The organism is Pseudomonas helleri (genome assembly GCF_045830615.1).
Classification (GTDB): Bacteria; Pseudomonadota; Gammaproteobacteria; order Pseudomonadales; family Pseudomonadaceae; genus Aquipseudomonas; species Aquipseudomonas helleri.
Genome location: NZ_CP174501.1, coordinates 1,825,528 through 1,849,613, shown reverse-complemented (window position 1 = coordinate 1,849,613; position 24,086 = coordinate 1,825,528). Strand labels below are relative to the sequence as shown.

20 protein-coding genes are annotated in these 24,086 nt (G+C 54.7%); 8 read left to right on the top strand and 12 right to left on the bottom strand.

Annotation, left to right across the window (positions count from 1 at the left end):
- Positions 1-107 precede the first annotated feature (107 nt).
- Positions 108-3,596 carry a chromosome segregation protein SMC gene (smc, locus tag ACJJU9_RS08455; protein WP_407730449.1) on the bottom strand — a complete coding sequence of 1,163 codons (3,489 nt, stop codon included), beginning with the start codon at positions 3,594-3,596 and terminating at the stop codon, positions 108-110.
- A gap of 2 nt (positions 3,597-3,598) precedes the next feature.
- Positions 3,599-4,258, bottom strand: a complete 660-nt coding sequence (locus ACJJU9_RS08450) for a GntR family transcriptional regulator (protein WP_048368483.1) — start codon at positions 4,256-4,258, stop codon at positions 3,599-3,601.
- Between the two features lie 223 nt (positions 4,259-4,481).
- Between ACJJU9_RS08450 and xdhA the strand changes: the two genes are divergently transcribed.
- The 4 genes from xdhA to guaD are packed head-to-tail and all read left to right on the top strand — an operon-like array spanning position 4,482 to position 10,557.
- Positions 4,482-5,936, top strand: coding sequence for a xanthine dehydrogenase small subunit (gene xdhA / locus ACJJU9_RS08445; RefSeq protein ID WP_407730448.1), 1,455 nt, complete (start codon positions 4,482-4,484; stop codon positions 5,934-5,936).
- Positions 5,929-8,400, top strand: a complete 2,472-nt coding sequence (gene xdhB / locus ACJJU9_RS08440; RefSeq protein WP_407730447.1) for a xanthine dehydrogenase molybdopterin binding subunit — start codon at positions 5,929-5,931, stop codon at positions 8,398-8,400. Before xdhA ends, xdhB begins: the two co-directional genes overlap by 8 nt.
- Complete coding sequence (gene xdhC / locus ACJJU9_RS08435) at positions 8,393-9,250, top strand: xanthine dehydrogenase accessory protein XdhC (protein WP_407730446.1); 858 nt, start codon at positions 8,393-8,395, stop codon at positions 9,248-9,250. Before xdhB ends, xdhC begins: the two co-directional genes overlap by 8 nt.
- Positions 9,251-9,258: 8 nt before the next feature.
- Complete coding sequence (gene guaD, locus ACJJU9_RS08430; protein ID WP_407730445.1) at positions 9,259-10,557, top strand: guanine deaminase; 1,299 nt, start codon at positions 9,259-9,261, stop codon at positions 10,555-10,557.
- Positions 10,558-10,679: 122 nt separating this feature from the next.
- Here guaD and ACJJU9_RS08425 read toward each other — a convergent pair whose 3' ends face one another.
- The gene (locus ACJJU9_RS08425) at positions 10,680-11,432 is read right to left on the bottom strand and encodes a GntR family transcriptional regulator (protein WP_048368488.1); all 753 of its coding nucleotides are present in this window, start codon (positions 11,430-11,432) and stop codon (positions 10,680-10,682) included.
- A 258-nt stretch (positions 11,433-11,690) separates the two neighbouring features.
- Between ACJJU9_RS08425 and ACJJU9_RS08420 the strand changes: the two genes are divergently transcribed.
- Positions 11,691-12,881 (top strand): benzoate/H(+) symporter BenE family transporter, encoded by a 1,191-nt coding sequence (locus ACJJU9_RS08420; protein ID WP_048368489.1) that lies wholly within the window; start codon positions 11,691-11,693, stop codon positions 12,879-12,881.
- Between the two features lie 65 nt (positions 12,882-12,946).
- Here ACJJU9_RS08420 and ACJJU9_RS08415 read toward each other — a convergent pair whose 3' ends face one another.
- Positions 12,947-13,708 (bottom strand): SDR family oxidoreductase, encoded by a 762-nt coding sequence (locus ACJJU9_RS08415; protein ID WP_407730444.1) that lies wholly within the window; start codon positions 13,706-13,708, stop codon positions 12,947-12,949.
- Positions 13,709-13,900: 192 nt separating this feature from the next.
- Here ACJJU9_RS08415 and ACJJU9_RS08410 point away from each other — a divergent pair, with 192 nt between their 5' ends.
- Complete coding sequence (locus ACJJU9_RS08410) at positions 13,901-14,905, top strand: NADP-dependent oxidoreductase (RefSeq protein WP_407730443.1); 1,005 nt, start codon at positions 13,901-13,903, stop codon at positions 14,903-14,905.
- Between the two features lie 46 nt (positions 14,906-14,951).
- On the opposite strand, the gene pyrF is transcribed toward ACJJU9_RS08410, so the two are convergent.
- Positions 14,952-15,650 carry an orotidine-5'-phosphate decarboxylase gene (pyrF, locus tag ACJJU9_RS08405; protein WP_162208464.1) on the bottom strand — a complete coding sequence of 233 codons (699 nt, stop codon included), beginning with the start codon at positions 15,648-15,650 and terminating at the stop codon, positions 14,952-14,954.
- 231 nt (positions 15,651-15,881) lie between these two features.
- On the opposite strand from pyrF, the gene ACJJU9_RS08400 reads away from it, so the two are divergent.
- Positions 15,882-16,049, top strand: a complete 168-nt coding sequence (locus tag ACJJU9_RS08400) for a DUF2897 family protein (RefSeq protein ID WP_082148642.1) — start codon at positions 15,882-15,884, stop codon at positions 16,047-16,049.
- 134 nt (positions 16,050-16,183) lie between these two features.
- Positions 16,184-16,741 (top strand): TetR/AcrR family transcriptional regulator, encoded by a 558-nt coding sequence (locus tag ACJJU9_RS08395; RefSeq protein WP_407730973.1) that lies wholly within the window; start codon positions 16,184-16,186, stop codon positions 16,739-16,741.
- Positions 16,742-16,801: 60 nt separating this feature from the next.
- On the opposite strand, the gene ACJJU9_RS08390 is transcribed toward ACJJU9_RS08395, so the two are convergent.
- From ACJJU9_RS08390 to ACJJU9_RS08360, 7 genes are all read right to left on the bottom strand, one after another.
- Complete coding sequence (locus tag ACJJU9_RS08390; RefSeq protein WP_153330567.1) at positions 16,802-17,131, bottom strand: helix-hairpin-helix domain-containing protein; 330 nt, start codon at positions 17,129-17,131, stop codon at positions 16,802-16,804.
- A 112-nt stretch (positions 17,132-17,243) separates the two neighbouring features.
- Complete coding sequence (locus tag ACJJU9_RS08385; RefSeq protein WP_407730972.1) at positions 17,244-19,238, bottom strand: polysaccharide biosynthesis protein; 1,995 nt, start codon at positions 19,236-19,238, stop codon at positions 17,244-17,246.
- An 86-nt stretch (positions 19,239-19,324) separates the two neighbouring features.
- Entirely contained in the window at positions 19,325-20,500 is a 1,176-nt protein-coding gene (locus ACJJU9_RS08380) for a DegT/DnrJ/EryC1/StrS family aminotransferase (RefSeq protein ID WP_407730442.1), read from the bottom strand.
- Positions 20,501-20,549: 49 nt separating this feature from the next.
- Complete coding sequence (locus ACJJU9_RS08375) at positions 20,550-21,566, bottom strand: ketoacyl-ACP synthase III (RefSeq protein ID WP_407730441.1); 1,017 nt, start codon at positions 21,564-21,566, stop codon at positions 20,550-20,552.
- A gap of 4 nt (positions 21,567-21,570) precedes the next feature.
- Positions 21,571-22,233 (bottom strand): acetyltransferase, encoded by a 663-nt coding sequence (locus ACJJU9_RS08370; protein ID WP_162207682.1) that lies wholly within the window; start codon positions 22,231-22,233, stop codon positions 21,571-21,573.
- The gene (locus tag ACJJU9_RS08365; RefSeq protein WP_407730971.1) at positions 22,233-22,970 is read right to left on the bottom strand and encodes an SDR family NAD(P)-dependent oxidoreductase; all 738 of its coding nucleotides are present in this window, start codon (positions 22,968-22,970) and stop codon (positions 22,233-22,235) included. The genes ACJJU9_RS08370 and ACJJU9_RS08365 overlap by 1 nt, the downstream gene beginning before the upstream one ends.
- Positions 22,971-22,990: 20 nt before the next feature.
- Positions 22,991-24,073: a ketoacyl-ACP synthase III gene (locus ACJJU9_RS08360; RefSeq protein ID WP_407730440.1), complete on the bottom strand. Its 1,083-nt coding sequence runs from the start codon at positions 24,071-24,073 to the stop codon at positions 22,991-22,993.
- Positions 24,074-24,086: the final 13 nt, after the last annotated feature.

Here is a 24,086-nt window from a genome sequence, read left to right as displayed (position 1 = left end):
TGTCACCTTGAGTTAGGCCCATGTAGCCGCTGACCTACGCGTCTCATCGGTCAAATCCGTAGGGATTTTCTTACATGAAGAAAATTTTAACCCTACTTGCTTATAGCTCATGCATCGACCATTGCCATTGCTTCCTCAACATCAACCGCAACAAGACGTGAACAACCTGGCTCGTGCATCGTCACCCCCATCAACTGATCGGCCATTTCCATGGCGATTTTGTTGTGGGTGATGTAGATGAATTGCACGGTCTGAGACATCTCTTTAACCAACCGTGCATAGCGCCCCACGTTCGCGTCATCAAGCGGTGCATCAACTTCGTCGAGCATGCAAAAGGGCGCCGGATTGAGTTTAAAAATGGCAAAAACCAGTGCCAGAGCCGTCAATGCTTTCTCCCCACCGGACAGCAAATGAATCGTGCTGTTCTTTTTGCCCGGCGGCCTCGCCATGATCGTTACCCCTGTATCGAGTAAATCTTCGCCCGTCAGTTCCAAATAAGCGCTGCCGCCACCGAAAACTTTTGGGAAAAGCGCCTGTAATCCACCATTTATCTGATCAAAGGTGTCTTTGAAGCGGCTGCGGGTTTCTTTATCAATCTTGCGAATAACGTTTTCCAGGGTGTCCAGCGCTTCGACCAAATCGGCATCCTGGGCATCCAGATAACGCTTACGCTCGGACTGCTGCTGGTATTCATCAATGGCCGCGAGGTTAATCGCGCCCAAACGCTGAATGCGCGCAGCAATCCGCTCAAGTTCCTCTTCGGCCTGCTGCTCATTGAGTTCGTTACTCAATGTTGCCAGCACCCCGTGCAAGTCATAGCCGTCCGCCAGCAACTGATCTTGTAACGCGGTACGCCGGACTGTCAGCGCCTGCCACTCCATACGCTGCTGCTCAAGCTGGCCACGAATCAGTTGAGACTGTTGCTCAGCCTGGTTGCGGCGCTTTTCAGCGTCGCGCAGTTCACGGTCCGCATCTTCAAGAGCCAATTGCGCAACTTTAAGTTCCTCGTCAACGCTCAGGCGTTTATCCAGCAACTCTTCAAGTTTAAGGCGCAGCTCTTCAAGGGGAGCTTCGCCCTCCTCCAGATTGAGGGTGAGCTGCTCACGCTTTTCAGCGAGCCGCTCAGATTGCAACTCCAGCCGCTCCAGCGCCTGACGGGTCGAGTCGTGCTGTGCCCTGAGTGAGCCCAAACGCACCGCCAATTGGTGGGCGTGATCCTTGTGCTGACGGGCTTCTTGACGCACCCGGTCAAGGCGTTCGCGCAAGCTGTCGCGCTGGGCCAGCAGCAGTTCGCGCTGCTCGGTGTCAGTGGCCATCGCATCCAGCGCTTGCTGCAAGTTCAGGCGTGCCTCACCAACGTGTTCATGCTCCAGCGCACGTTGCTCGCCGAGCTCGGCCAGCTCTTCGTCTAGCCGCCGACGGCGCAAGGTCAACTGCTCGACCTTGGCTTTGCTGGCAGATAGCTTGGCTTTGATCTCGCCTTGTTGGCGGGCTTCGTCCTGCAAGCGGCGACGAACTTGCTCACGCGCGTCTTCTTGAGCGACTTGCTGCTCGCGCAAGCGTTGCAACTGCTCCTCAAAGGACGCCAGCGTGGCTTCACGCTCTTCGCGCTCAACCCCCAGACGCTGGATTTCCTGGCCGCGGGCCAGCACGCCGCTTTCGGCTTCACTGGCGCGGCGCACACGCAAGAAGTTGCGCCCGACCCAATAACCTTCACGGCTGATCAGGCTTTGACCGTCGGCCAGTTGCCCGCGCGCAGCCAGTGCCTGCTCAAGGGTTTCGACCGGTTTGACCTGGCCCAGCCAGGGCGCCAAATCAAAATCGGCTTCGACTTTGTCCAGCAAACTCCCAGCGATGCGGCTTGCAGTGGCGTCGGCGCTGAACAAGCGCAAATCGCCCTGCGCAAAGCCCGCCAGATCCACCTGTGAAAAATCATCCACCAACACGGCCTGGAGGTCGGCACCCAGCACCGTTTCGACCGCAAGCTCCCAACCGGCTTCAACCCGCAGGCCTTCGGCCAGACGTGGACGCTCAGCCAGTTGCTGCTCACGCAGCCATTCGCCTGCACCGGCGCCAGGGTCCAACGCGGCTTGTTGCAGCGCTTCAAGGGAAGCCAGACGACCGTTAAGCCGCTGCAACTCGCCCTGAGCCTGCTGCTGGTTTTGCGTGGCTTGCTGCAAGTCGTGACGCACTTGCTCAAGACGCTCGATCACCTGTTCTTCGCTGGCTTGCAGCTCTTCTTGGGTCAGTTCGCTGGTCGCCAGCAACTCGCTCAGTTCAAGGATCGCAGCATCTTCCGGGTCTGCTGCGAGCAAGGCGCGCTCTTCGCCCAAGCGACGCTGGCGTTCAGCCACGCGCTCCATGCTGGTTTCCAGTTGCTGGATACGCGCTTGCAGGACTTCGGATTGCCGTTGCGGCTCGGCCGAGCGCAGGTTGAAGGCATCCCACTGCTCTTGCCAGGCATGCATGGTGACTTCGGATTCTTCGAGCGCGGCCGCCGACTCTTCAGCGGCGGCGCTGGTCAGTTCCTGCTCGGGCACCAACATGTCAAGCTCTTCACCCAGCGTTGCCAGCATCGTGCGGTCATGCCCCAGGTGCGACTCGGTTTCAAGACGCGAGCGCTCGGCTTCGCGCAAGTCGTCTTGTAACTGGCGCAAACGTTGCTGGCCGTGCTGGATGCTTTGTTCGACGCGGGCGATGTCGCCGCCCACCGAGTAGAAGCGCCCTTGCACCAAATTAAAGCGTTCTGACAGGTCGTGATGCCCGTCACGCAGGCGTTCGATGCTGGCATCGGCATTGCGCTGCTCAGCGACCAACGCTTCAAAGCTGACTTCTTGATCGCCAATGATCGTTTCGCGCTGCCCCACCTGCTCGTTCAGGGCTTGCCAGCGCAAGGCGGACAACTGCGCCTTGAGCTGACGCTCTTCGGCTTTGTATTCCTGGTACTTCTCGGCGGCCTGGGCCTGACGGTGCAGACGCTCAAGCTGGCGACCCAACTCTTCACGCAAGTCGGTCAGGCGCGCGAGGTTTTCGTGAGTGCGACGAATGCGGTTTTCGGTCTCGCGACGCCGCTCCTTGTACTTGGAAATGCCGGCCGCTTCTTCGATAAAGTTGCGCAGGTCTTCGGGCTTGGACTCGATCAGCTTGGAGATCATGCCCTGCTCGATGATCGAGTAGCTGCGCGGCCCCAGGCCGGTGCCGAGGAAAATATCGGTGATGTCACGACGACGGCACTTGGTGCCGTTCAGGTAGTAAGTGGTCTGGCTGTCGCGGGTCACCTTGCGGCGGATGGAGATCTCGGCGTAGGCCGCATATTCGCCCAGCAGCGTGCCGTCGGAGTTATCAAACACCAGTTCAATACTGGCCTGACTCACGGGTTTACGGCTGGTGGAGCCGTTGAAGATGACGTCGGTCATCGACTCGCCGCGCAGGTTTTTAGCCGAGCTTTCGCCCATTACCCAACGCACGGCGTCGATAATGTTCGACTTGCCGCAACCGTTGGGGCCGACCACCGCCGCCATATTGCTCGGAAAGTTAACCGTTGTCGGGTCAACGAAGGATTTGAAGCCCGCCAGTTTGATGCACTTGAGACGCACGTTCAGGCAACCGTCAAGGCGGACAACACCAGGTCACAGCTGCGCTGAGCATATCGGCTCAGTACGACACGAATTTGCGAAAAATCCCGCGCCAGAACCGCCTCAAGCAGCTCTGCGAATAGCGCCAGAAACTCGCTCATCTCGGCCTTGCGCTGTTCCAGTGCCAGGTAATAGGCACGGCTCATGGCCGGGTGCAGGTTCTCGACGGTTTCTTGCAGATACGGGTTGTCGGCAAACGGGTAGGCAGCGCGCATAACGTTGAAGCTGTCTTCAACAAAAGCGCTGATATCCTGGCGCTCGTAGCTGTCGACCAGACGCTGCTGAATTTGCAGGAAAGGCCCCAGGTCAGACGGCGCTGTCCAGCGCTGCGCAACGGCATTGCCGAGCAGGATGTACATCTCGCTCATCAACGTACACAGGCTTTGGACCTTGTGCGCAGTAAGCTCGGTGACATGTGCGCCACGCCGTGGAAGGATCGCGATCAAGTGTCGACGCTCCAGGATCAACAACGCTTCGCGCACAGAGCCGCGGCTGACATTGAGCGCCAGCGTTACCTTCTGTTCTTGAATGCGTTCTCCAGGCTTGAGCTCGCCACGAATAATCCGCTCAGCGAGGTGGTGAGCTATTTGCTCGGCGAGGCTATCCGGCGCCTTGAACGTCATGTTGTACCTTCAAAATCTTCGATCAGTGCAGGCGGCGGAGTGTAACGCACTTGCGCGGTGCAAGCAGAGTGTCTCGGGCGCCGAATGTGGCACGAAATAAGCAAATAAAGCGTGTCGTGATCAATCACCGGGATGACTCACTGGCATTTCTTGACCCTGAAGTCAGCAATGACTAGATTCAATTCATCCCTCCCGATAAAAATAGTGCAGTGCGAGGCCGCCCGTGATCCAGTTTTTAGTTAATCAGACGCTACGCACTGAACACGCACTGGACCCCAACCTCACGGTACTCAATTACCTGCGTCAGCACCTGCACAAACCCGGCACCAAGGAAGGCTGTGCCAGCGGTGATTGCGGCGCCTGCACAGTGGTTGTCGGCGAACTGCACACTGACGAGCAAGGCACTGAAGGCCTGCGCTATCGCAGCCTCAATGCCTGCCTGACATTCGTTTCGGCCTTGCATGGCAAACAGTTGATCAGCGTTGAAGACCTCAAGCATCAGGGCCAGCTCCACAGCGTGCAGCAGGCGATGGTCGACTGCCACGGCTCGCAATGTGGCTTTTGCACACCCGGCTTTGTCATGTCGTTGTTTGCCCTGCAAAAAAACAGCCCTGACGCCAACCACCAGCAGGCCCACGAAGCACTGGCCGGCAACCTCTGCCGCTGCACCGGCTATCGACCGATTCTGGCCGCCGCGGCGCAAGCCTGCCACTCAGCGCCTGCGGACCAATTTGATGCGCAACACGGCGCTACCCTGGCCAAACTCAAGGCCATCCGCCCTGTCGGCGCCAGCGAACTGAATAACGGTGAGAACCGTTGCCTGCTGCCCCTTACCCTTGACGAGCTGGCCCTGGCCTATGCAGCGCATCCGCAGGCGCGTCTGCTGGCGGGCGGGACCGACTTGGCGCTGGAGGTCACGCAACTTCACCGCAGCCTGCCGGTAATGATTGCTCTGGGGCAGATTGCCGAGCTAAAGCGCATCGAGCGCTTTGCAGATCGCCTCGAAGTCGGCGCCGCAGTGACGCTCGCGGATGTTTACCGCACGCTCAACACTGAATACCCGGACTTCGGCGAACTGTTACAGCGTTTTGCCTCGCTGCAAATTCGTAACCAAGGCACTTTGGGCGGCAACATTGGCAACGCTTCGCCCATTGGTGATTCGCCCCCCCTGCTGATCGCCCTCGGCTCACAACTGGTCTTACGCAAAGGGGCTACACGTCGCACGCTGGCGCTGGAAGATTACTTTCTGGACTACCGGGTGACCGCCCAAACTGAAGGCGAATTCATCGAGAAAATCGTCATCCCGCGCGCCAAGGCCAGCCATCTGTTTCGCGCCTATAAAATCTCCAAGCGTCTGGATGACGACATCAGCGCCGTGTGCGCCGCCTTCAATCTGCACATCGCAAACGGCGTGGTGATGGAAGCCCGTGTGGCCTTCGGCGGCATGGCGGCCACGCCCAAACGCGCCAGCGCCTGCGAGGCCGTCTTGCACAACGCGCCCTGGAACAGCGCAACGGTGGAACGAGCCTGCAACGCCTTGTCGCTGGATTTCAGCCCGCTCTCGGACTTTCGCGCCAGCAAAGAATATCGCTTGCTTTGCGCGCAAAACCTGTTCCGCAAATACTTTATCGAACAGCAATCCCCGGACCTCCAAACGCGGGTAACGGCCTATGTCTAACCCTCACGCGATCGAACTGTCTCAGGCTGAACTGAGCACCCTGTTTGCCCAGGATTTGAAAACCGGTGTGGGCCGCAGCGTCAAACACGACAGCGCAGATAAACATGTGTCGGGCGAGGCACAGTACATTGATGACCGGCTGGAATTCCCCAACCAGTTGCACGTGTACGCGCGTTTGTCTGACCGGGCCCACGCACGCATCATCCGCATCGATACTGCGCCCTGCTACACCTTTGCCGGTGTGCGACGGGTGATTACCCACGAGGATATCCCCGGCCTTAAGGACATCGGCCCGCTGCTGCCGGGCGATCCGTTATTGGCCATCGATACCGTGGAGTTTGTCGGGCAGCCGGTACTGGCGGTGGCAGCCAGCGACCTGGACACCGCCCGCAAGGCCGCAATGGCGGCCGTGATCGAGTACGAAGACCTGGAGCCGGTGCTCGATGTAGTCGAGGCGCTACGCAAAAAACACTTTGTGCTCGACAGCCACACTCACCGGCGCGGCGACGCCAGCACCGCGCTGAGCCAGGCCACCCATCGGCTGCAAGGTCAACTGCACATCGGTGGGCAAGAGCACTTTTACCTTGAAACACAGATCTCTTCAGTCATGCCCACTGAAGACGGCGGCATGATCGTGTACTGCTCAACCCAGCATCCGACCGAGATCCAGAAGCTGGTGTCCGAGGTGCTAGGCGTGCCGATGAATAAAGTCGCAGTCGACATGCGCCGCATGGGCGGCGGCTTTGGTGGCAAAGAGACCCAGGCCGCCAGCCCCGCATGCTTGTGTGCGGTGATTGCACACCTGACCGGGCAACCGACCAAGATGCGCCTGCCGCGCACCGAAGACATGCAGATGACCGGCAAGCGCCATCCGTTTTATATCGAGTACGACGTCGGTTTCGATGACAACGGGCAGTTGCAGGGCATCCAACTGGATCTGGCCGCCAACTGCGGCTACTCGCCCGACTTGTCGGGGTCCATTGTTGACCGCGCCATGTTTCACGCCGACAACGCGTATTACCTAGGCGATGCCACAATCCATGGGCACCGCTGCAAGACCAACACCGCCTCGAACACGGCGTACCGCGGCTTCGGCGGCCCGCAAGGCATGGTCGCCATTGAGGAGGTCATGGACCGGATTGCCCGGCATTTGCACCTGGACCCGCTGGCGGTGCGCAAGGTCAATTACTACGGCAAAACCGAGCGCAACGTGACTCACTATTACCAAACCGTGGAGCACAACTTGCTCCATGAAATGACCGCCGATCTCGAAGCCAGCAGCCAATACGCGCAGCGCCGTGCAGCGATCAAGGCCTTCAATGCCAGCAGCCCGATCCTGAAAAAAGGCCTGGCCCTCACCCCGGTCAAATTCGGCATTTCGTTCACTGCCAGCTTTCTCAACCAGGCCGGGGCGCTGATCCACATTTACACCGATGGCAGCATTCACTTGAACCACGGCGGCACAGAAATGGGCCAGGGCCTGAATATCAAGGTCGCGCAAGTGGTGGCTGAGGTGTTTCAGGTGGAAGTCGACCGCGTGCACATCACCGCCACTCATACCGAGAAAGTGCCCAACACCTCACCCACAGCGGCCTCCAGCGGGGCAGACCTGAATGGCAAGGCAGCGCAAAATGCGGCGCAAACCATCAAGCAACGCTTAATTGAGTTTGCCGCAGAAAAGTACCAGGTCAGCACTCAGGACGTGGTGTTCCATAACGGACTGGTGCGCATCGGTGAACAGATTCTGAGTTTTGCAGCACTGATCCAGCAGGCCCACTTCGGCCAAGTCTCGCTCTCCAGTACCGGCTATTACAAAACCCCGAAGATCTTTTACGACCGCAGCCAGGCCCGTGGTCGGCCATTTTACTACTACGCTTTTGGGGTTGCCTGCGCAGAAGTGATCGTCGACACCCTGACCGGCGAATACAAAATGTTGCGTACCGACATCCTGCATGACGTGGGCGCCTCGCTGAACCCGGCCATTGATGTGGGCCAGGTTGAAGGCGGCTATGTGCAGGGCGTGGGCTGGCTGACCAGCGAAGAACTGGTGTGGAACGCCAAGGGCAAGCTGCTGACCAGCGGCCCGGCCAGCTACAAGATCCCGGCGGTGGCCGACATGCCGATGGATCTGCGAGTGAAATTGGTCGAAAACCGTAAAAACCCGGAAGACACGGTGTTCCATTCCAAAGCCGTGGGCGAGCCGCCGTTTATGCTCGGCATTGCCGCGTGGTGCGCGATAAAAGATGCGGTCGCGAGCCTCGCCGATTATCGCGTGCAGCCTGATATTGATACGCCTGCCACGCCGGAACGGGTGTTGTGGGGGTGCGAGCAGATGCGTAAGGCTGTAGTCGCTGCCGAAGGCTGCGATGGGTTGCGTAGCAGCCCTGAAAAACCGAAGGTCCTGCGGCCCTTATCGCAGCCTGCGGCAGCGACTACAAATGAGCGAGGGCCAAACCATGAATGACTGGATCCGCGCACTGGCCGATTTGCAGCAACAGGGCGAACCGAGCGTACTAGTCACGCTTATCGAAGAACAAGGCTCAACGCCCCGGAATGCGGGGGCAAAGATGCTGGTCAGCGCCAGCCAGATCTACGACACCATCGGTGGCGGCCATCTGGAATTCAAAGCCATGCACATCGCCCGCGAGATGCTCGCTGCCCACTCACAAGGGCCGCATGTGCAACGCTTCAGCCTCGGCGCCAGTCTTGGCCAATGCTGTGGCGGTGTGGCGGTACTGCTGTTTGAACCCATGGGTCAGGTGCAAGCACACATAGCGGTGTTCGGCGCCGGGCATGTCGCCCGCGCACTGGTGCCCCTGCTGGCCAGCCTGCCCTGCCGCGTGCGCTGGATTGATTCGCGGGAGCAAGAATTCCCGGCATTGATACCGGCCGGAGTACGCAAAATAGTCTGCGAAGACTCGATTGATGAAATCAATACGCTGCCTGCGGGTTGCTACTGCATCGTCATGACGCATAATCACGCCCTGGACCTGGAACTCAGCGCCGCCCTGCTCAAACGCAACGACTTTGCCTACTTCGGCTTGATTGGCTCAAAAACCAAGCGCATGAAGTTTGAACATCGCCTGCGTGAGCGCGGCATCAGCGCCGCCCCTTTGCAGCGTATGCGCTGCCCGATGGGCTTAAATGAGGTGAAGGGCAAGCTACCGATTGAAATCGCGATCTCCATCGCCGGCGAAATTATCGCCACTTATAACGCCCACTTCGGCCAGCGCACTGCCTGCGCCGAACCGATTGGCGCTGAACCCCTTACACAATTGCTGGCGTCTTCGCGACGCAGCCATGCCACGCACTGAGAGTTGTTATGACCTGTAAAGCCTATCGCGCCGCCATTCTGCACAGCATCGCCGACCCCGCCGAAGTCGGGATCGAGGCCTCCTACGAGTATTTTGAAGATGGCCTGCTGGTGGTCGAGGACGGCAAAATTACCGCGCTGGGCAATGCCGCAGACCTGCTCGCATCATTGCCTGCCGACACTGACATTACCTTCTACAGCGATGCGCTGATTACCCCGGGCTTTATCGACACCCATATCCATTTCCCACAGACCGGGATGATTGGCGCCTACGGCGAACAGTTGCTCGACTGGTTGAACACCTACACGTTCCCGTGCGAAAACCAGTTCGCCGACAAGGCACATGCCGAGAAGGTCGCGGATATTTTCCTGAAAGAGCTGCTACGCAACGGCACAACCACAGCCCTGGTCTTCGGCAGTGTGCACCCGCAATCGGTGGATGCCCTGTTCGAAGCCGCACAACGTCTGGACCTGCGCCTGATCGCAGGCAAAGTCATGATGGACCGCAATGCGCCAGAGTATCTGACAGATACTGCCGAATCAGGCTACAACGATAGCAAGGCGCTGATTGAGCGCTGGCATGGTCAAGGTCGCTTGCACTACGCCGTTACCCCGCGTTTCGCGCCGACCAGCACGCCAGAGCAACTAAGCCTGGCGGGCACGTTGTTGAGCGAATACCCGGACGTGTATTTGCACACCCATATCAGCGAAAACCTTCAGGAAATCGAGTGGGTAAAATCGCTGTTCCCGGAGCGCAAAGGCTATCTGGACGTGTACGACCATTACCAACTCTTGGGCGAACGCTCGGTCTTTGCCCACGGCGTGCACCTGTGTGACGAAGAATGCGCACGCCTGGCTGAAACCGGCTCCGCCGTGGCCTTCTGCCCGACGTCCAACCTGTTTCTGGGCAGCGGCCTGTTCAATTTGCCGATGGCCGAAAAGCACAAGCTCAATGTTGGCCTGGGTACCGACGTAGGCGCCGGGACAAGCTTCTCGCTGCTCAACACCTTGAACGAAGCCTACAAGGTCATGCAATTGCAAGGCGCACGCCTCAACCCGTTCAAGTCGTTGTATTTGGCTACCTTGGGTGGGGCGCGGGCGCTGCGCCTGGAAGACAAGATCGGCACCCTGAAACCGGGTACCGACGCAGACTTTGTGGTACTGGACTACAACGCTACGCCGCTGATGAGCTATCGCCTGCAACAATCCAAAGACATCGCCGACACGTTGTTTGTGTTGATGACCTTGGGGGATGACCGCACGGTTGAGCAGACGTATGCAGCAGGGAACCTGGTGCATCAGCGTTAAGGGACTGGCAAAGACACTTGTAGTCGCTGACGAGGGACGAGGCTGCGATACGGGCCGCAGGACCGCCTTATGGGGCCGCTTCGCAACCCATCGCAGCCTCGTGCCTCGTCAGCGACTACAGGTTAGCGATGGCTTTTGCCTTTGGTTTGCAGGAGGTGCGAGAACACTGCATGCAGATCGTCCGAGGCGCCTTCTTCGTCGAGGTTGAGCTTGCTGTCGATGTGGTCCATGTGATGCATCATCAGGTCCACTGCCAGCGCACCGTCACGGGCTTCGATGGCATCGATCAGTTGCATGTGCTCGTCGTAGGAACAGTGTGAGCGGTTGCCGCTTTCGTACTGGGCAATAATCAACGATGTTTGCGACACCAGGCTGCGCTGGAAGCTGATCAGCGGCGCATTTTTAGCGGCTTCAGCCAGCTTCAAGTGAAACTCGCCCGACAACCGAATACCTGCACCACGATCGCCCCGCGAGAAACTGTCGCGCTCGTCCTCGACCATTTTGCGCAACTCAGCCAGATCGTCCGCCGTGGCATGAACCACGGCCAATTCCGTAATGGCTTTTTCCACCAGACGGCGGGCAAGAAAAACCTGGCGCGCTTCTTCAACACTCGGGCTGGCTACCACTGCGCCACGATTGGGGCGCAGCAACACAACCCCTTCATGGGCCAGGCGCGAGAGTGCTCGACGGATAATGGTCCGACTCACGCCAAAGATTTCGCCCAGCGCCTCTTCGCTCAATTTTGTGCCCGGTGCCAGACGCTGTTCGAGAATGGCCTCGAAGATATGCGCGTAGACAATATCGTCCTGGGTTCCGCTGCGACCGGCCTTGCCGGCGCGGGTGGGTTTCTTGAGAGGCTGCAACTGTTCGTTCATGGGCACTCGAATGGGAAAAGCGGCGGCAAATTGAGCGTTACGTTTATACGTAAACGGGCCTCGCTGACAATGAATTAATGCAAGAAAACAGGCCGCATTGTACACAAGCCCGAGTGTATGCACGACTGTATGGCCGTTTGATATCCCGGCTGTATTGCAATGAAATGTTACTTTTGCGTTTAGGCTTGCGCTCTGTTCACTGTCTTATCAAGAACAGCTTTTGCAGAGCACTCTGCCCAGTACAAGGAATTGCGTTTTATGACCGACGCCACTCAGCCACGCTTGCACCCGTTGGCCGACACCTCACCTTCTGCGGTGGTCGCGGGTTTCATTGCAATGATGACCGGCTATACCAGCTCATTGGTGCTGATGTTTCAAGCAGGCCAGGCAGCAGGTTTGACCAGCGGACAAATCTCTTCATGGATTTGGGCGCTGTCCATTGGTATGGCCATTTGCAGCATAGGCTTATCCCTGCGTTATCGCACCCCCATTACCATCGCTTGGTCAACGCCCGGCGCCGCGCTGCTGATTACCAGTTTGGGGGGCGTCAGTTACCACGAGGCCATCGGTGCGTACATCACGTGTGCCGTGCTGGTGATTATCTGTGGGGTGACCGGGAGTTTTGAGCGCCTGGTCAAACGCATTCCGGCGTCCCTGGCTGCGGCATTGCTGGCCGGTATCTTGTTCAAGATCGGTAGCGAGATATTTGTCGCTGCGCAGCATCAGACCGGCCTGGTGATCGGCATGTTTTTCACCTACCTGATCGTCAAACGCCTGTCGCCGCGCTACGCGGTATTGGCAGCGCTGGTGATTGGCATCGTGATTTCGGGGTTGCTCGGGCTGCTTGATTTCAATGGTTTCGCCCTGGAAGTGGCCGTGCCGGTGTGGACCACGCCTTCCTTTTCGCTGGCAGCCACCATCAGCATCGGCATCCCGTTGTTTGTGGTCGCCATGACCTCGCAGAACATGCCGGGCATCGCCGTGCTGCGCGCCGACGGTTACACCGTGCCCGCTTCGCCGCTGATTACCACCACGGGGGTGGCCTCGCTGCTGCTCGCGCCTTTTGGTTCACACGGGATCAACCTGGCGGCCATCAGCGCGGCCATCTGCACCGGGCCACATGCCCATGAAGATCCCAAAAAGCGTTACACCGCGGCCATGTGGTGCGGGATTTTCTATGGCATTGCAGGGATTTTTGGCGCCACATTGGCCGCCTTGTTTGCCGCCTTCCCTAAAGAACTGGTGCTGTCGATTGCGGCCTTGGCACTGTTTGGTTCGATCATCAACGGCCTGACTATTGCCATGACGGAGTCGAAAGAACGCGAAGCCGCGCTGGTAACGTTTATGGTCACCGCATCAGGCATGAGCCTGTTCTCGGTCGGCTCAGCGTTCTGGGGCATCGTGGCAGGCGTGTTGACGCTGATGATTCTGAACTGGAAAACCCGCTGAGTCATGGCTCAACGTGGGCTGCGGTCTGTTTCAACATCAAAAGATCGCAGCCTTCAGCGGTTTCATTAAATCGCTAAAGCCCCGCCATCAATCGCCAAGGCATGGCCCGTGGTAAATGCTGCACCGTCCGAACACAGGTACAGCACAGCACTCGCGACCTCTTCTACTGTGCCCACTCGCCCGACCGGGTGCATCGCCGCAGCAAACTCCGCCTTCCTCGGATCTGCCTCGTACGCGCGGCGGAACATGTCGGTGTCAATCACGCCAGGGCACACCGCATTGACGCGGATCTTTTTCTTCGCGTATTCAATGGCCGCCGACTTTGTCAGACCAATCACCGCGTGCTTTGACGCCGAGTAAATACTCATCTTCGGCGCAGCGCCAAGGCCAGCCACAGACGCAGTATTGACGATCGCTCCACCGCCCTGGCTGAGCATCAGAGGCAACTGATATTTCATGCACAACCACACACCTTTGACGTTCACGCCCATGATTGCGTCGAATTCATCCTCGGTGCCGTCCGCCAAGCGGCCGTGCTCGATTTCGATGCCAGCATTGTTGAAGGCGTAATCCAGACGGCCATAAGTGCTGAGGGTCTGCTCCATCAAATGCCTGACGTCTGCCTCGAGGGCGACATTGCAACGTACAAATGCTGCGCTGCCACCGGCAGCCTTGATCAGCTCGACAGTGCCCTCCCCGCTCGCGGCATCCAGATCGACCACAACGACATTCAAGCCCTCGGCCGCGAAGGCCAGTGCCGCGGCCCGCCCGATACCTGCACCGGCCCCGGTCACCACAGCCACTCGCCCGGAAAAGGTCATGCTCATTATTCTTATCCTCAAAGGGGAAAATCTGTTTTCAGTGTAGGCACACCCAAACAACTTATTTATCGAAGTGATATAACTCCGCCTACCAACATCACCCCAATTGATGAAAAAGCATTCGTAAGATCATGTTCGCTTGCCGACACGGCCCAGAACGTCTATCAACCTCCTTTGCCTTAATGATGAGTGCCTACGATGACCGCCGAGACTAACCGCCAATTCCTTCTCGCCAAACGCCCCGTCGGCGCAGTAACCCGCGACATTTTCACCTACCAACAGGTGCCTGTGGCTGAGCCCGGCGATGGGCAAATCGTGGTTAAAAATGAATACCTGTCCCTCGACCCCGCAATGCGCGGGTGGATGAATGAAGGCAAGTCCTACATCCCCCCTGTGGCTCTTGGGGACGTGATGCGCGCTTTGGGCGTCGGCAAAGTCGTTGCCTCGAAGCATCCGGACTTTAGCGTCGGTGATTACGTGAACGGCGCGCTGGGTGTGCAGGATTACTTCGTTGGGGAACCGCGCGGTTTCTACAAAGTTGATCCCAAACTGGTGCCTTTGCCGGTGTACTTGTCAGCGCTGGGCATGACCGGCATGACCGCCTACTTCGCATTGCTCGACATTGGAGCACCGAAAACCGGAGACACTGTGGTGATTTCTGGTGCTGCGGGCGCCGTTGGCAGCATTGCCGGGCAAATTGCAAAGCTCAAGGGCTGTCATGTGGTCGGTATCGCGGGCGGGAAAGACAAATGCGCCTACCTGATTGACGAACTGGGTTTTGACGGCGTGATTGACTACAAGAACGAAGACGTTCTCGCCGGCCTGAAACGTGAATGCCCTAAAGGGGTCGACGTTTATTTCGACAACGTGGGCGGCGATATCCTGGACGCTGTGCTCAGTCGCTTGCGCTTCAAGGCGCGCGTAATCATCTGCGGCGCGATCAGTCAGTACAACAACAAGGAAGCCGTCAAAGGGCCAGCCAACTATCTGTCATTGCTGGTCAATCGTGCGCGTATGGAAGGGTTTGTAGTGATGGACTATGCCGACCGTTACGCTGCGGCCGCTCATGAAATGGCTGTTTGGCTGAGCAAAGGGCAATTGAAAAGCAAGGAGCACATTGTTGAAGGGCTGGAGACATTCCCCGAAACCCTGCTCAAGCTGTTCAGCGGAGAGAACTTCGGCAAGTTGGTACTGAAGGTTTAAACCCCATGTCGCCGCAGCGCGGGCTGCGGCGACATCACTGGCACGCTTATGCTATTTCGGCAACCACGGCAGCCAATGCTTTGGCCGGATCAGCCGCTTGGCTGATCGGGCGACCAATCACCAGGTAATCAGAACCCGCATCTAACGCCTGACGCGGAGTCAAAATGCGGCGCTGGTCATCCTGAGCACTGCCAGCAGGGCGAATCCCTGGCGTTACCAATTGCAGCGACGGGTGTGCGGCCTTCAGCGCTTGCGCTTCCAGAGCCGAACACACCAGCCCATCCATACCGGCCTTTTGTGCCAGAGCAGCCAAACGCAACACTTGCTCTTGTGGCTCGATGTCCAGGCCGATGGCAGCGAGGTCCTCACGCTCCATGCTGGTCAATACCGTGACACCAATCAACAACGGTTGCGGGCCGGTACGCTTGTCCAGCTCTTCACGGCAGGCAGCCATCATGCGCAAGCCGCCCGAACAGTGAACGTTAACCATCCACACGCCCATCTCGGCAGCAGCCTTTACGGCCATCGCGGTGGTGTTGGGAATGTCATGGAATTTTAGGTCCAGGAAGACCTCAAAGCCTTTGTCACGCAACGTACCGACAATCTCAGCAGCGCAACTGGTGAACAACTCTTTGCCCACTTTTACGCGGCACAGTTTCGGGTCCAACTGATCAGCCAATTTCAGTGCGGCGTCACGCGTTGGGTAATCCAGGGCGACGATGATAGGAGTCTGGCAGTCGGACATTAGCGGGTTCTCAGGCTGGTCGAAATCGGCGCGCATTGTAGCGGAAGCCGCCGCCTACCGGCACCCGATGATCGTATTTTCATGACTTTAATCATCTTGAGGTGATCACACGCGCACGAAAAAATAACCGGCCTACAATGAAATCACTGATTACTCACACACTTAACGGGATAGACAGCACAACGCTTCGCAAATTTTTTGCTCAGCCACGTGCCCCTCAAGGAGAACACAATGCCCTGGTATGGTTGGATAATTCTCATCGTAGTCATCGGCGCTATAGTTGGCGGCCTGATGACCCTGCGTGACACCGCCGACAAAGTGGAACTGACCGATGAGCAGCGCAAACGCGTTGCTGAACGCAATGCCGAAATGGACGCAAAAGAATCAAAGGACCGGTAAAACGTGGGCAGTCCTCAGCGCTCGTTCAAGGATGAGCCCTGAGGACAAATACCTATACACAAATGCACGAAGTGTCTGTGCAATGGCTCGAAACTCAGGGCTATGATGCGTCATTGCATAAAGAGGCTGCAGCCATGCGTTACTCACCCGACCACAAAGCCCTGACGCATCAACGCATTATTAAAGAAGCCGCCTGCCTGTTTCGACGTGACGGGATTGGAGCAACCGGCCTGCAGCCCCTGATGAAATCTCTGGGCCTGACCCACGGTGGCTTTTACGCTCACTTCGCCTCAAAAAACGAACTGGTTGAAAAAGCCCTGCAACAGGCAGCATATGAAGTCGATGGCCTGTGTGCCGATATATTCAGCCAGCCGCAGCCGCTGCATGTGTTTATTGATACCTACCTGTCGCAATGGCACGTGACCTCGCCCCATGAAGGCTGCCCATTGCCAACCATGTCTGCAGAAATGGCACAGCAAGGACATGCCAGCCCGACGACCGACAGCGTTATCAACGCAAGGCTCAAACAAATCGAAAGCACGCTGCCGGGCACAGAGGCGCAAGATCAGAGCATCATGATATTCGCCAGCTTGGTGGGCGCATTGGTGCTTGCCCGAAGCGCTGAAAGTGACGCATTAAGAGAAAAAATCCTGGATGTAACACGTAAAACACTGAAGCAATCAGTCGAGTAAAAGCGGCTGCAAACAAAAAAGGCCAGTCATTGACTGGCCTTCTGCATTCCCGCGCTTTACTTAGTTAACGGCAACCCGATCCCGGTTCTTGTCGAAAATGGCTTTGCCTATGCCTTTGACTTCCAACAACTCATCGGCCGAAGCAAAAGCGCCATTTGCCTCACGGTAAGCAACGATTGCTTTAGCCTTGGCGGCACCCACACCGGACAGTTCGCGCTGAAGTGTCGCCTCATCTGCCGTATTGAGGTTGATTGTCATCACTTGAACATCAGGTGAAGCCGCCGCAGCCACGACCGGTGCACCTGCTTCGGCCACAGGAGCAGCATGAGTCACGCTGGAAACACCGACCATCAAAGCCAAAAACATCGAAGAGAGCAAGGCAATACGCATAAGTGACACTCCAATACATCGTTAAGTGGAAACAGCTTTCCTGAGCTGTACTCCAAACTTAGGCGATGGTTGGAGGGTGTCAAAAATGTGTCAGTTGCAGGGTGTGTATTGACTAGGGCTCAATCCGATGCTGCAGGTGAATCCAGTCCACAATTTCACCCTCAGGTGAATATCCACTGACTGTTTCACGTAACAATTGCCGAACTCGTGGATAGTCGTCCTTGTCTACTGCTTCAAGCAATTGATCAAGTTTTTGCTTGAGTTCACTCCAAGACAGCATGTCCTCATTGGCACACATGATCATTGGATGCTGTGTAGCAATTACGTTGTCGCCAATCAGCAATTCTTCGTAAAGCTTTTCTCCAGGACGAAGCCCAGTGAATTCGATTTCAATGTCGCCATGCAAGTTCTTATCGGAGCGCACGCTTAGACCTGAAAGATGGATCATCTTCTCAGCCAATTCGACAATGCGTACCGGCTCACCCATATCAAGAACAAAGACATCACCACCCAGCCCCATGGAGCCGGCCTGGATAACCAATTGGGCCGCCTCAGGAATGGTCATGAAGTATCGGGTAATCTTAGGATGAGTGACTGTCAGTGGGCCACCGGCTTTGATCTGCTTATGGAATAGAGGAATCACTGAACCCGATGAGCCCAACACATTGCCGAAACGAACCATAGTGAAACGAGTTTTATTGACCCTGACTACGTTTGACTTATCGCCCAGCAAGACAGGGGCCACCTCATGGCTGAGAGCCTGAAGCGTCATCTCAGCTAATCGCTTGGTACTCCCCATCACATTGGTCGGGCGTACGGCCTTGTCTGTGGAGATCAAAACAAAGTTCTCCACCCCTGCCTGAAGGGCTGCCTGAGCAGTGTTGAGTGTGCCGATAACGTTATTAAGGACCCCTTCCGCGATATTGTGCTCAACCATGGGCACATGCTTATAAGCCGCAGCGTGATAAACCGTATCAACCTTCCAGGTTTTCATCAGATCGAGCAGCTTCTGAGAATTTCGAACCGACCCCAAAATCGGTAGCACTTTCACCGAGAGCGATTCGCGACTCACCTGTTGCTCAAGCTCAGAAAGGATGCTGTAAAGATTGAACTCACTGTGTTCGAACAGTAATAACGTTGTTGGGTTCAGGGACAGAATCTGACGACATAGCTCAGAGCCAATTGAGCCTCCCGCGCCTGTGACTAAAACACATTGACCTTTAATGCAATGCTCTAACAAATCCGCCTGCGCGGGCACTGCATCACGACCCAGTAAATCAGCGATATCCACTTCCTGGATATCGTCAACCTTGACCCGGCCACTTGCCAAGTCCATGAAGCCGGGAACACTGCGTACATGCAGCGCAAAGCCCTCTAGCAATCCCAATATCTCGCGACGACGTGCACGTGATGACGAAGGGATGGCCAAAAGTAGTTCTTGAGCGCCAGTTCGATCGATCATCTGCTGCATATTTTCAGGCTTGAAAACCTGCAAGCCTGAAATAACCCGATCAGCAATGCTTTCATCATCATCAACGAAAGCCACAGGGCGCATAAGCCGGCCCATGCGCAATGCAGCAACCAACTGGTTACCCGCAGCACCCGCCCCGTAAATAGCGACTCGCGGCAGGCCATCATCGCGACTGGTAAAAGGCACGTGCTGGGCAGCGGAAAACCAATCCCCCAAGAAGAACTGACGCATGGCCAAGCGTAAACCGCCCAACATGATCAAGCTCAGCCACCAATAGTTGAAAATGATTGAGCGTGGAACGACGTTGTCGTGATTGCTATACCAGTACACCACTACCGCCAGGATCAGCGCAGACAAGCTGACTGCTTTAATGATAGCGATGAGGGCATCATTGCCGAAATAGCGCATGACTGCGCGGTACATGCCAAAACGGATAAACAGGGGAATGGCTACTAAAGGCGCGGTGACAAATAGCCAGACATGCGTTTTGACTGGGTTAGTCATATCGTCTATACCCAGCCGAACAACGAACGCCAACCACAAGGCTAGCCAAACGAGCATGATGTCTGAGGCTACCTGAATAGCGCGCTTTTGCCGTCGAGACAAATTTAGTAAAAAAGATCTAATTATAGCCATAACCTCTTTGAACACCTGTGCAGTTCCAAAACCAATACGCAGCCTGCTGCTGTGTGCAAACCTAGTACTTATAAAGTAGCACCTGCTTACAAAGATGCTTCCTTTACAACACTACTCAATATCTCACAGGTCAGAGCTATCTCTTGGTCTGTCAGCGTAGGGTGAACCAAAAACATCATGCTTGTTTCACCTAGTTCTTTGGCGTGTTCAAGACGTTGAGCAGGCCTCCATCCAGTATTGTCAAAGGCCTTTTCAAGATAAACCTCTGAGCACGAGCCTGAAAAGGCAGGTACCCCTTGGGCAACAATTTCATTAAGAATGCGATCACGGGACCAATCTGCTTTAAGGCACTCAGGGCGCACAAACACGTAGCACTTATAGGCGGCATGAACGTCACTTGCTGGCAGGTCAGGTACTCGAAGAGCAGGTGACTGCTTCGCAGCGTTCCAAATCTGAAGGGCATTATTCAAACGAGTAGCTTGCCAGTCATGCATACGTCGCAACTGAATACGACCTATGACAGCTTGCACCTCCAGCATCCGCCAGTTCGTACCAAAGCTCTCGTGCAGCCAACGAAATCCGGGGGCATGCTCACGCTCATAGACAGCTTCCCAACTCTTGCCGTGATCTTTGTATGCCCACATATCCAACCAGAGTTGGCGATCATTAGTCGTAACCATGCCCCCCTCACCACCTGTTGTCATGATCTTGTCCTGGCAAAAGGACCAGGCACCGACATGGCCAATAGAACCAACCGGACGGCCTTTGTAATGAGCTCCGTGAGCTTGAGCACAATCCTCAATAATCTTGAGGCCAAACTCATCTGCCAATGCCATGATTGGATCCATATCACATGACCAGCCTGCCAAATGGACACAAATCACCGCTTTAGTGCGAGGAGTCAAAACCTGGCGGATGGTTTCTGCAGTAATATTCTGCGAATTCAAATCCACATCGGCAAAAACTGGTATCGCTCCGGCATTTACAATACTTGAAACTGAAGCCAGGAAAGTGCGAGAGGTTACTATCACCTCATCACCAGTGCCAATACGAAGGGCTTTTAATGCCAAATCCAGGGCGACAGTCCCATTTGCCAAAGCCACGGCATATTCAGTCCCAGACCACGTAGCAAATTCTTTTTCAAAAAAACGAGTTTCCTGACCAGTCCAATAATTAACTTTATTCGACAAAATCACGGCACGGACTGCATCAGCTTCTTCATCAGAAAAAGAAGGCCATGGAGAAAAATTAGTATTTAGCAAAATTAACCTCTGCGTAGACGCTGACCATCAATTATAAGTTTCATGAAGCTTACCATTTAATAATGCAGCCAGCCCAAGAATACCCTACACCAAAACCAACACCTGCAACTGTTTTGCCCTCAACTAAAACGCCTTTATTTAACGACTCTTTAAGCGCGATAGGAATACTGCTTGAAACAGTATTACCACAGTGTGCAAACTCTGCAATAAACTTTTCAGAGGGCAGTTTAATTCTGCGCCGCAAAGAATCGAGCATAAACTTATTAGCTTGATGAAACGCAAATAAGTCCACGTGATCAATCGTAAATCCATCATCAAACAACGATGCAAATAGTTCAGGTACACGGCGCATGGAAAATTCAAAAATAGCAGAGCCATTCATGTACAAATTGGCATCAGTACGAGAATTTCCACTGTCATCCGTATAAAGTTCAGGCTCTAAATTGAGTGCCGCGGGATGGCGAGCGCCTCCAATAGGTACAATTAGATTTTTAGCACCCGCACCATCGGTGCCATAACGAAATCGATCAAGAAACGGGCCACTTGCAGACGCCTGAATCAACGTTGCTGCAGCGGCGTCCCCAAACAAAGTCCTAACACTTTTATCTGCGGGATGAATAAATTTGCTATAGCTTTCCGCCGTCACTAACAGGATATTTTTTGCTTGCCCTGTTTCAATCAATCCTTTGGCTAATCCCAGACCATAAATAAAACCTGAACAGCCCTGATTGTAATCAAAAGCTCCGCACAGTGTTGAGAGTCCAAGACGATCCTGCAAAATGCAAGCAGTGGCAGGCAAAAAGTAATCTGGGCTTTGAGTACACAGAATAATAAAATCTATCTCGGATCGATCGATAGTACCTGTTGCTAATAACTTTTCACACGCGAGAAAGGCTAAATCAGACGCACATTCATCCTGCGCAATAATTCGACGATCGCTAATTCCTGTTTTATTAAATATTTTATCTACGTTCCACTCGGGAAACTCACGCGCCAGTTCATCATTAGTCAGTGAGTTATCTGGAAGGACATATTCAATAGCTGTAACTCGGGCAAATACATTCATTTGATCATCCGGAAATACGTTTGGCTGGAACACCGAATACCGTAACACCTGGCGCAACTTTTCTGATGGCTACGCTCCCGGCACCGACAACTGCGTACTCACCCACTACAACCTTGGGCACAACAACCGCGTGAGAGCCTAGAAATGCACCCTCTAACAATTTAACCCCCCCCGTTACATCACAATGACCACTCAGTGTGCAAAAGTCTGACACTAAGGTGTCATGGCCAATGGTGCAACTAGAATTAATGGTGACAAAGTCACCGACAACTAAATCCGTCGAAAGGACTGTGAACGGGCAAATGACAGATCCCTCGCCAATTTTTACGCGCGGACCGACAATCACAGTAGGGTGAAGCAGAGTGTAAAAATTTGCGCCTTTAACTTTTAATTTATCTGTTAATATTTTTTTGACGCGAGGATTGGCAATTGCACAGACGACATATATGTCGTCTGCAGGGACAAAATTTTCGACAGTTGACAATATAGGCGGAAGATCAGAAAAACCATTTAGGGCATCTCCGGAATCATCAATAAAACCGGAAATTATCCATTCAGCGGTGTTCGTCGAACGAAGAGTTCCCTGGCTAATAAGATCCAAAAGCCATGCATAAACTTCACGCCCAAAACCACCTGCCCCCAAGATCACAAGTTTATTTGTCTTGATCATGCAAGGTAGCCCCCATCAACAACCATAGCAGTGCCAGTAACCCAACGAGCTGCTGGTGAAAGAAGATAGTTAACTGCATAGGCAACATCGTCTGCCTTGCCAAAACCGAGAGGATGCCGCTGTTCGATCGCAAGCATTGAGTCAGCACCCACTAAAGATTCTAATGTATCGACTAGCTCAGTTTGTACGACCCCAGGAGCAATTGCGTTAACACGAATACCTTCACGTGCCAACTCTACGGCTGCCGCACGCACCATAGCCTCAACAGCTCCCTTGCTTGCGCAGTAACCGAGGAGCGCGGGTTCGCCAGCTTGGGCCATTACAGAAGAAATCAGAACAATACTGCCACCAGAAGCACATACCCCCTTCTGACGAAAAGCCTTAATCAGTAAAAAACCTGAAGTTACATTGGTTGCCATGATCTTATCCCAATGCCCGGCACTCATAGCTCGAATTGGCATTGGCATTTGTACACCAGCAGCATGAACCAATCCATCCAGAGAAGATGTCCTTTTAACAACTTCCTTCAACCATTGAGAAACATCAGCACCAGACAAGAAATCAAATAACTCAATTGAATGACCTGCACCTTGTAACTGGCTAAGGGTAGACTCCAGGCGCGTCATGTCACGAGCAACTAATGTTAGACTTGCGCCCTGTTTACTAAGCCAAATAGCAACTGCACGCCCGATCCCTGAAGAAGCACCTGTTACCAGTATATGCTTGCCAGCCATCGAAAAAGGATTCACCTCTGTCACATTTCACCTTCGGTTTCAGAGTTGGAAGTAACGGTAAGCGAGCTAACCCAGACATTATCAAAATCAGCTATACATCCTGCCCAAGAATACCCGACGCCAAACCCAGCTAACATGAAGCGGCCAGATAAATGACTGCCTGCTTTATTCTGATGAAGACTAAGTGCAAGAGGAATTGAAGCGCAACTTGTATTGCCAACATCTTTCACATCCAACACTACCTTTTCATGTGGTAGTTTCATCCGTTTAACCAGATGCTCCAGCATGAAGCGATTAGCCTGATGGAAAACATAATGATCGATCTCTTTTCCACTTGCTGTATTTGCTTCATGAAGAGCCTTTACGAGTGCCGGTACACGAGCCAGAGTAAATGCAAAAATCTCGGCACCATTCATGTACAGGTCGTAAGGCCCTCGAACTCCTGGTTCTGAGGTTTCAGTCGACTGACCATGGCGGTCTCGGAAACCTCCAGACGGCACGATCAGGTTCTTGGCTCCTCTCCCATCTGTCCCCATGACAAAGGGCATATCAGGAGCAGACGGGTCATGTTCCAATATCGTTGCTGACCCAGCGTCACCAAATAATGCTGCGACCGAACGATCTGCAGGAGAGACAATTTTACTGATGGTATCGCCGACCAATAACAAAGCACGTTGACTTCCACCACCAGACAAAAGTGATCCTGCTACCCAGAGCCCGTATGTATATCCTGAACAACCCAATGCGATGTCAAATGCTGCAGCGTGCATGGGTAGATTTAAGCGTTCTTGTAAGATGCATGCAGTGGCTGGCAAAGTGAAATCATGGGTCTGTGATACAAAAATCAAAGTATCAATAGTTGATCTGTCAATATTCAGATCACTTATCAGGCGTTCAGCTGCTGCGACACATAGATCTGAGGAGCATTCACTAGACACCACATGACGACGTTCTACTCCCGTGCTAGACATGATCTTGTTGAGATTTTCAGCACCAAATGCATCAGTAAGGCTGGTGACCTCGGCAACGTGAGCCGGCACAGCACAAGCTATTCCTTTGACACGAACATTTTTGACCGAACGGATGTGATTATTGCCAACCATCTTAAACTCCTGC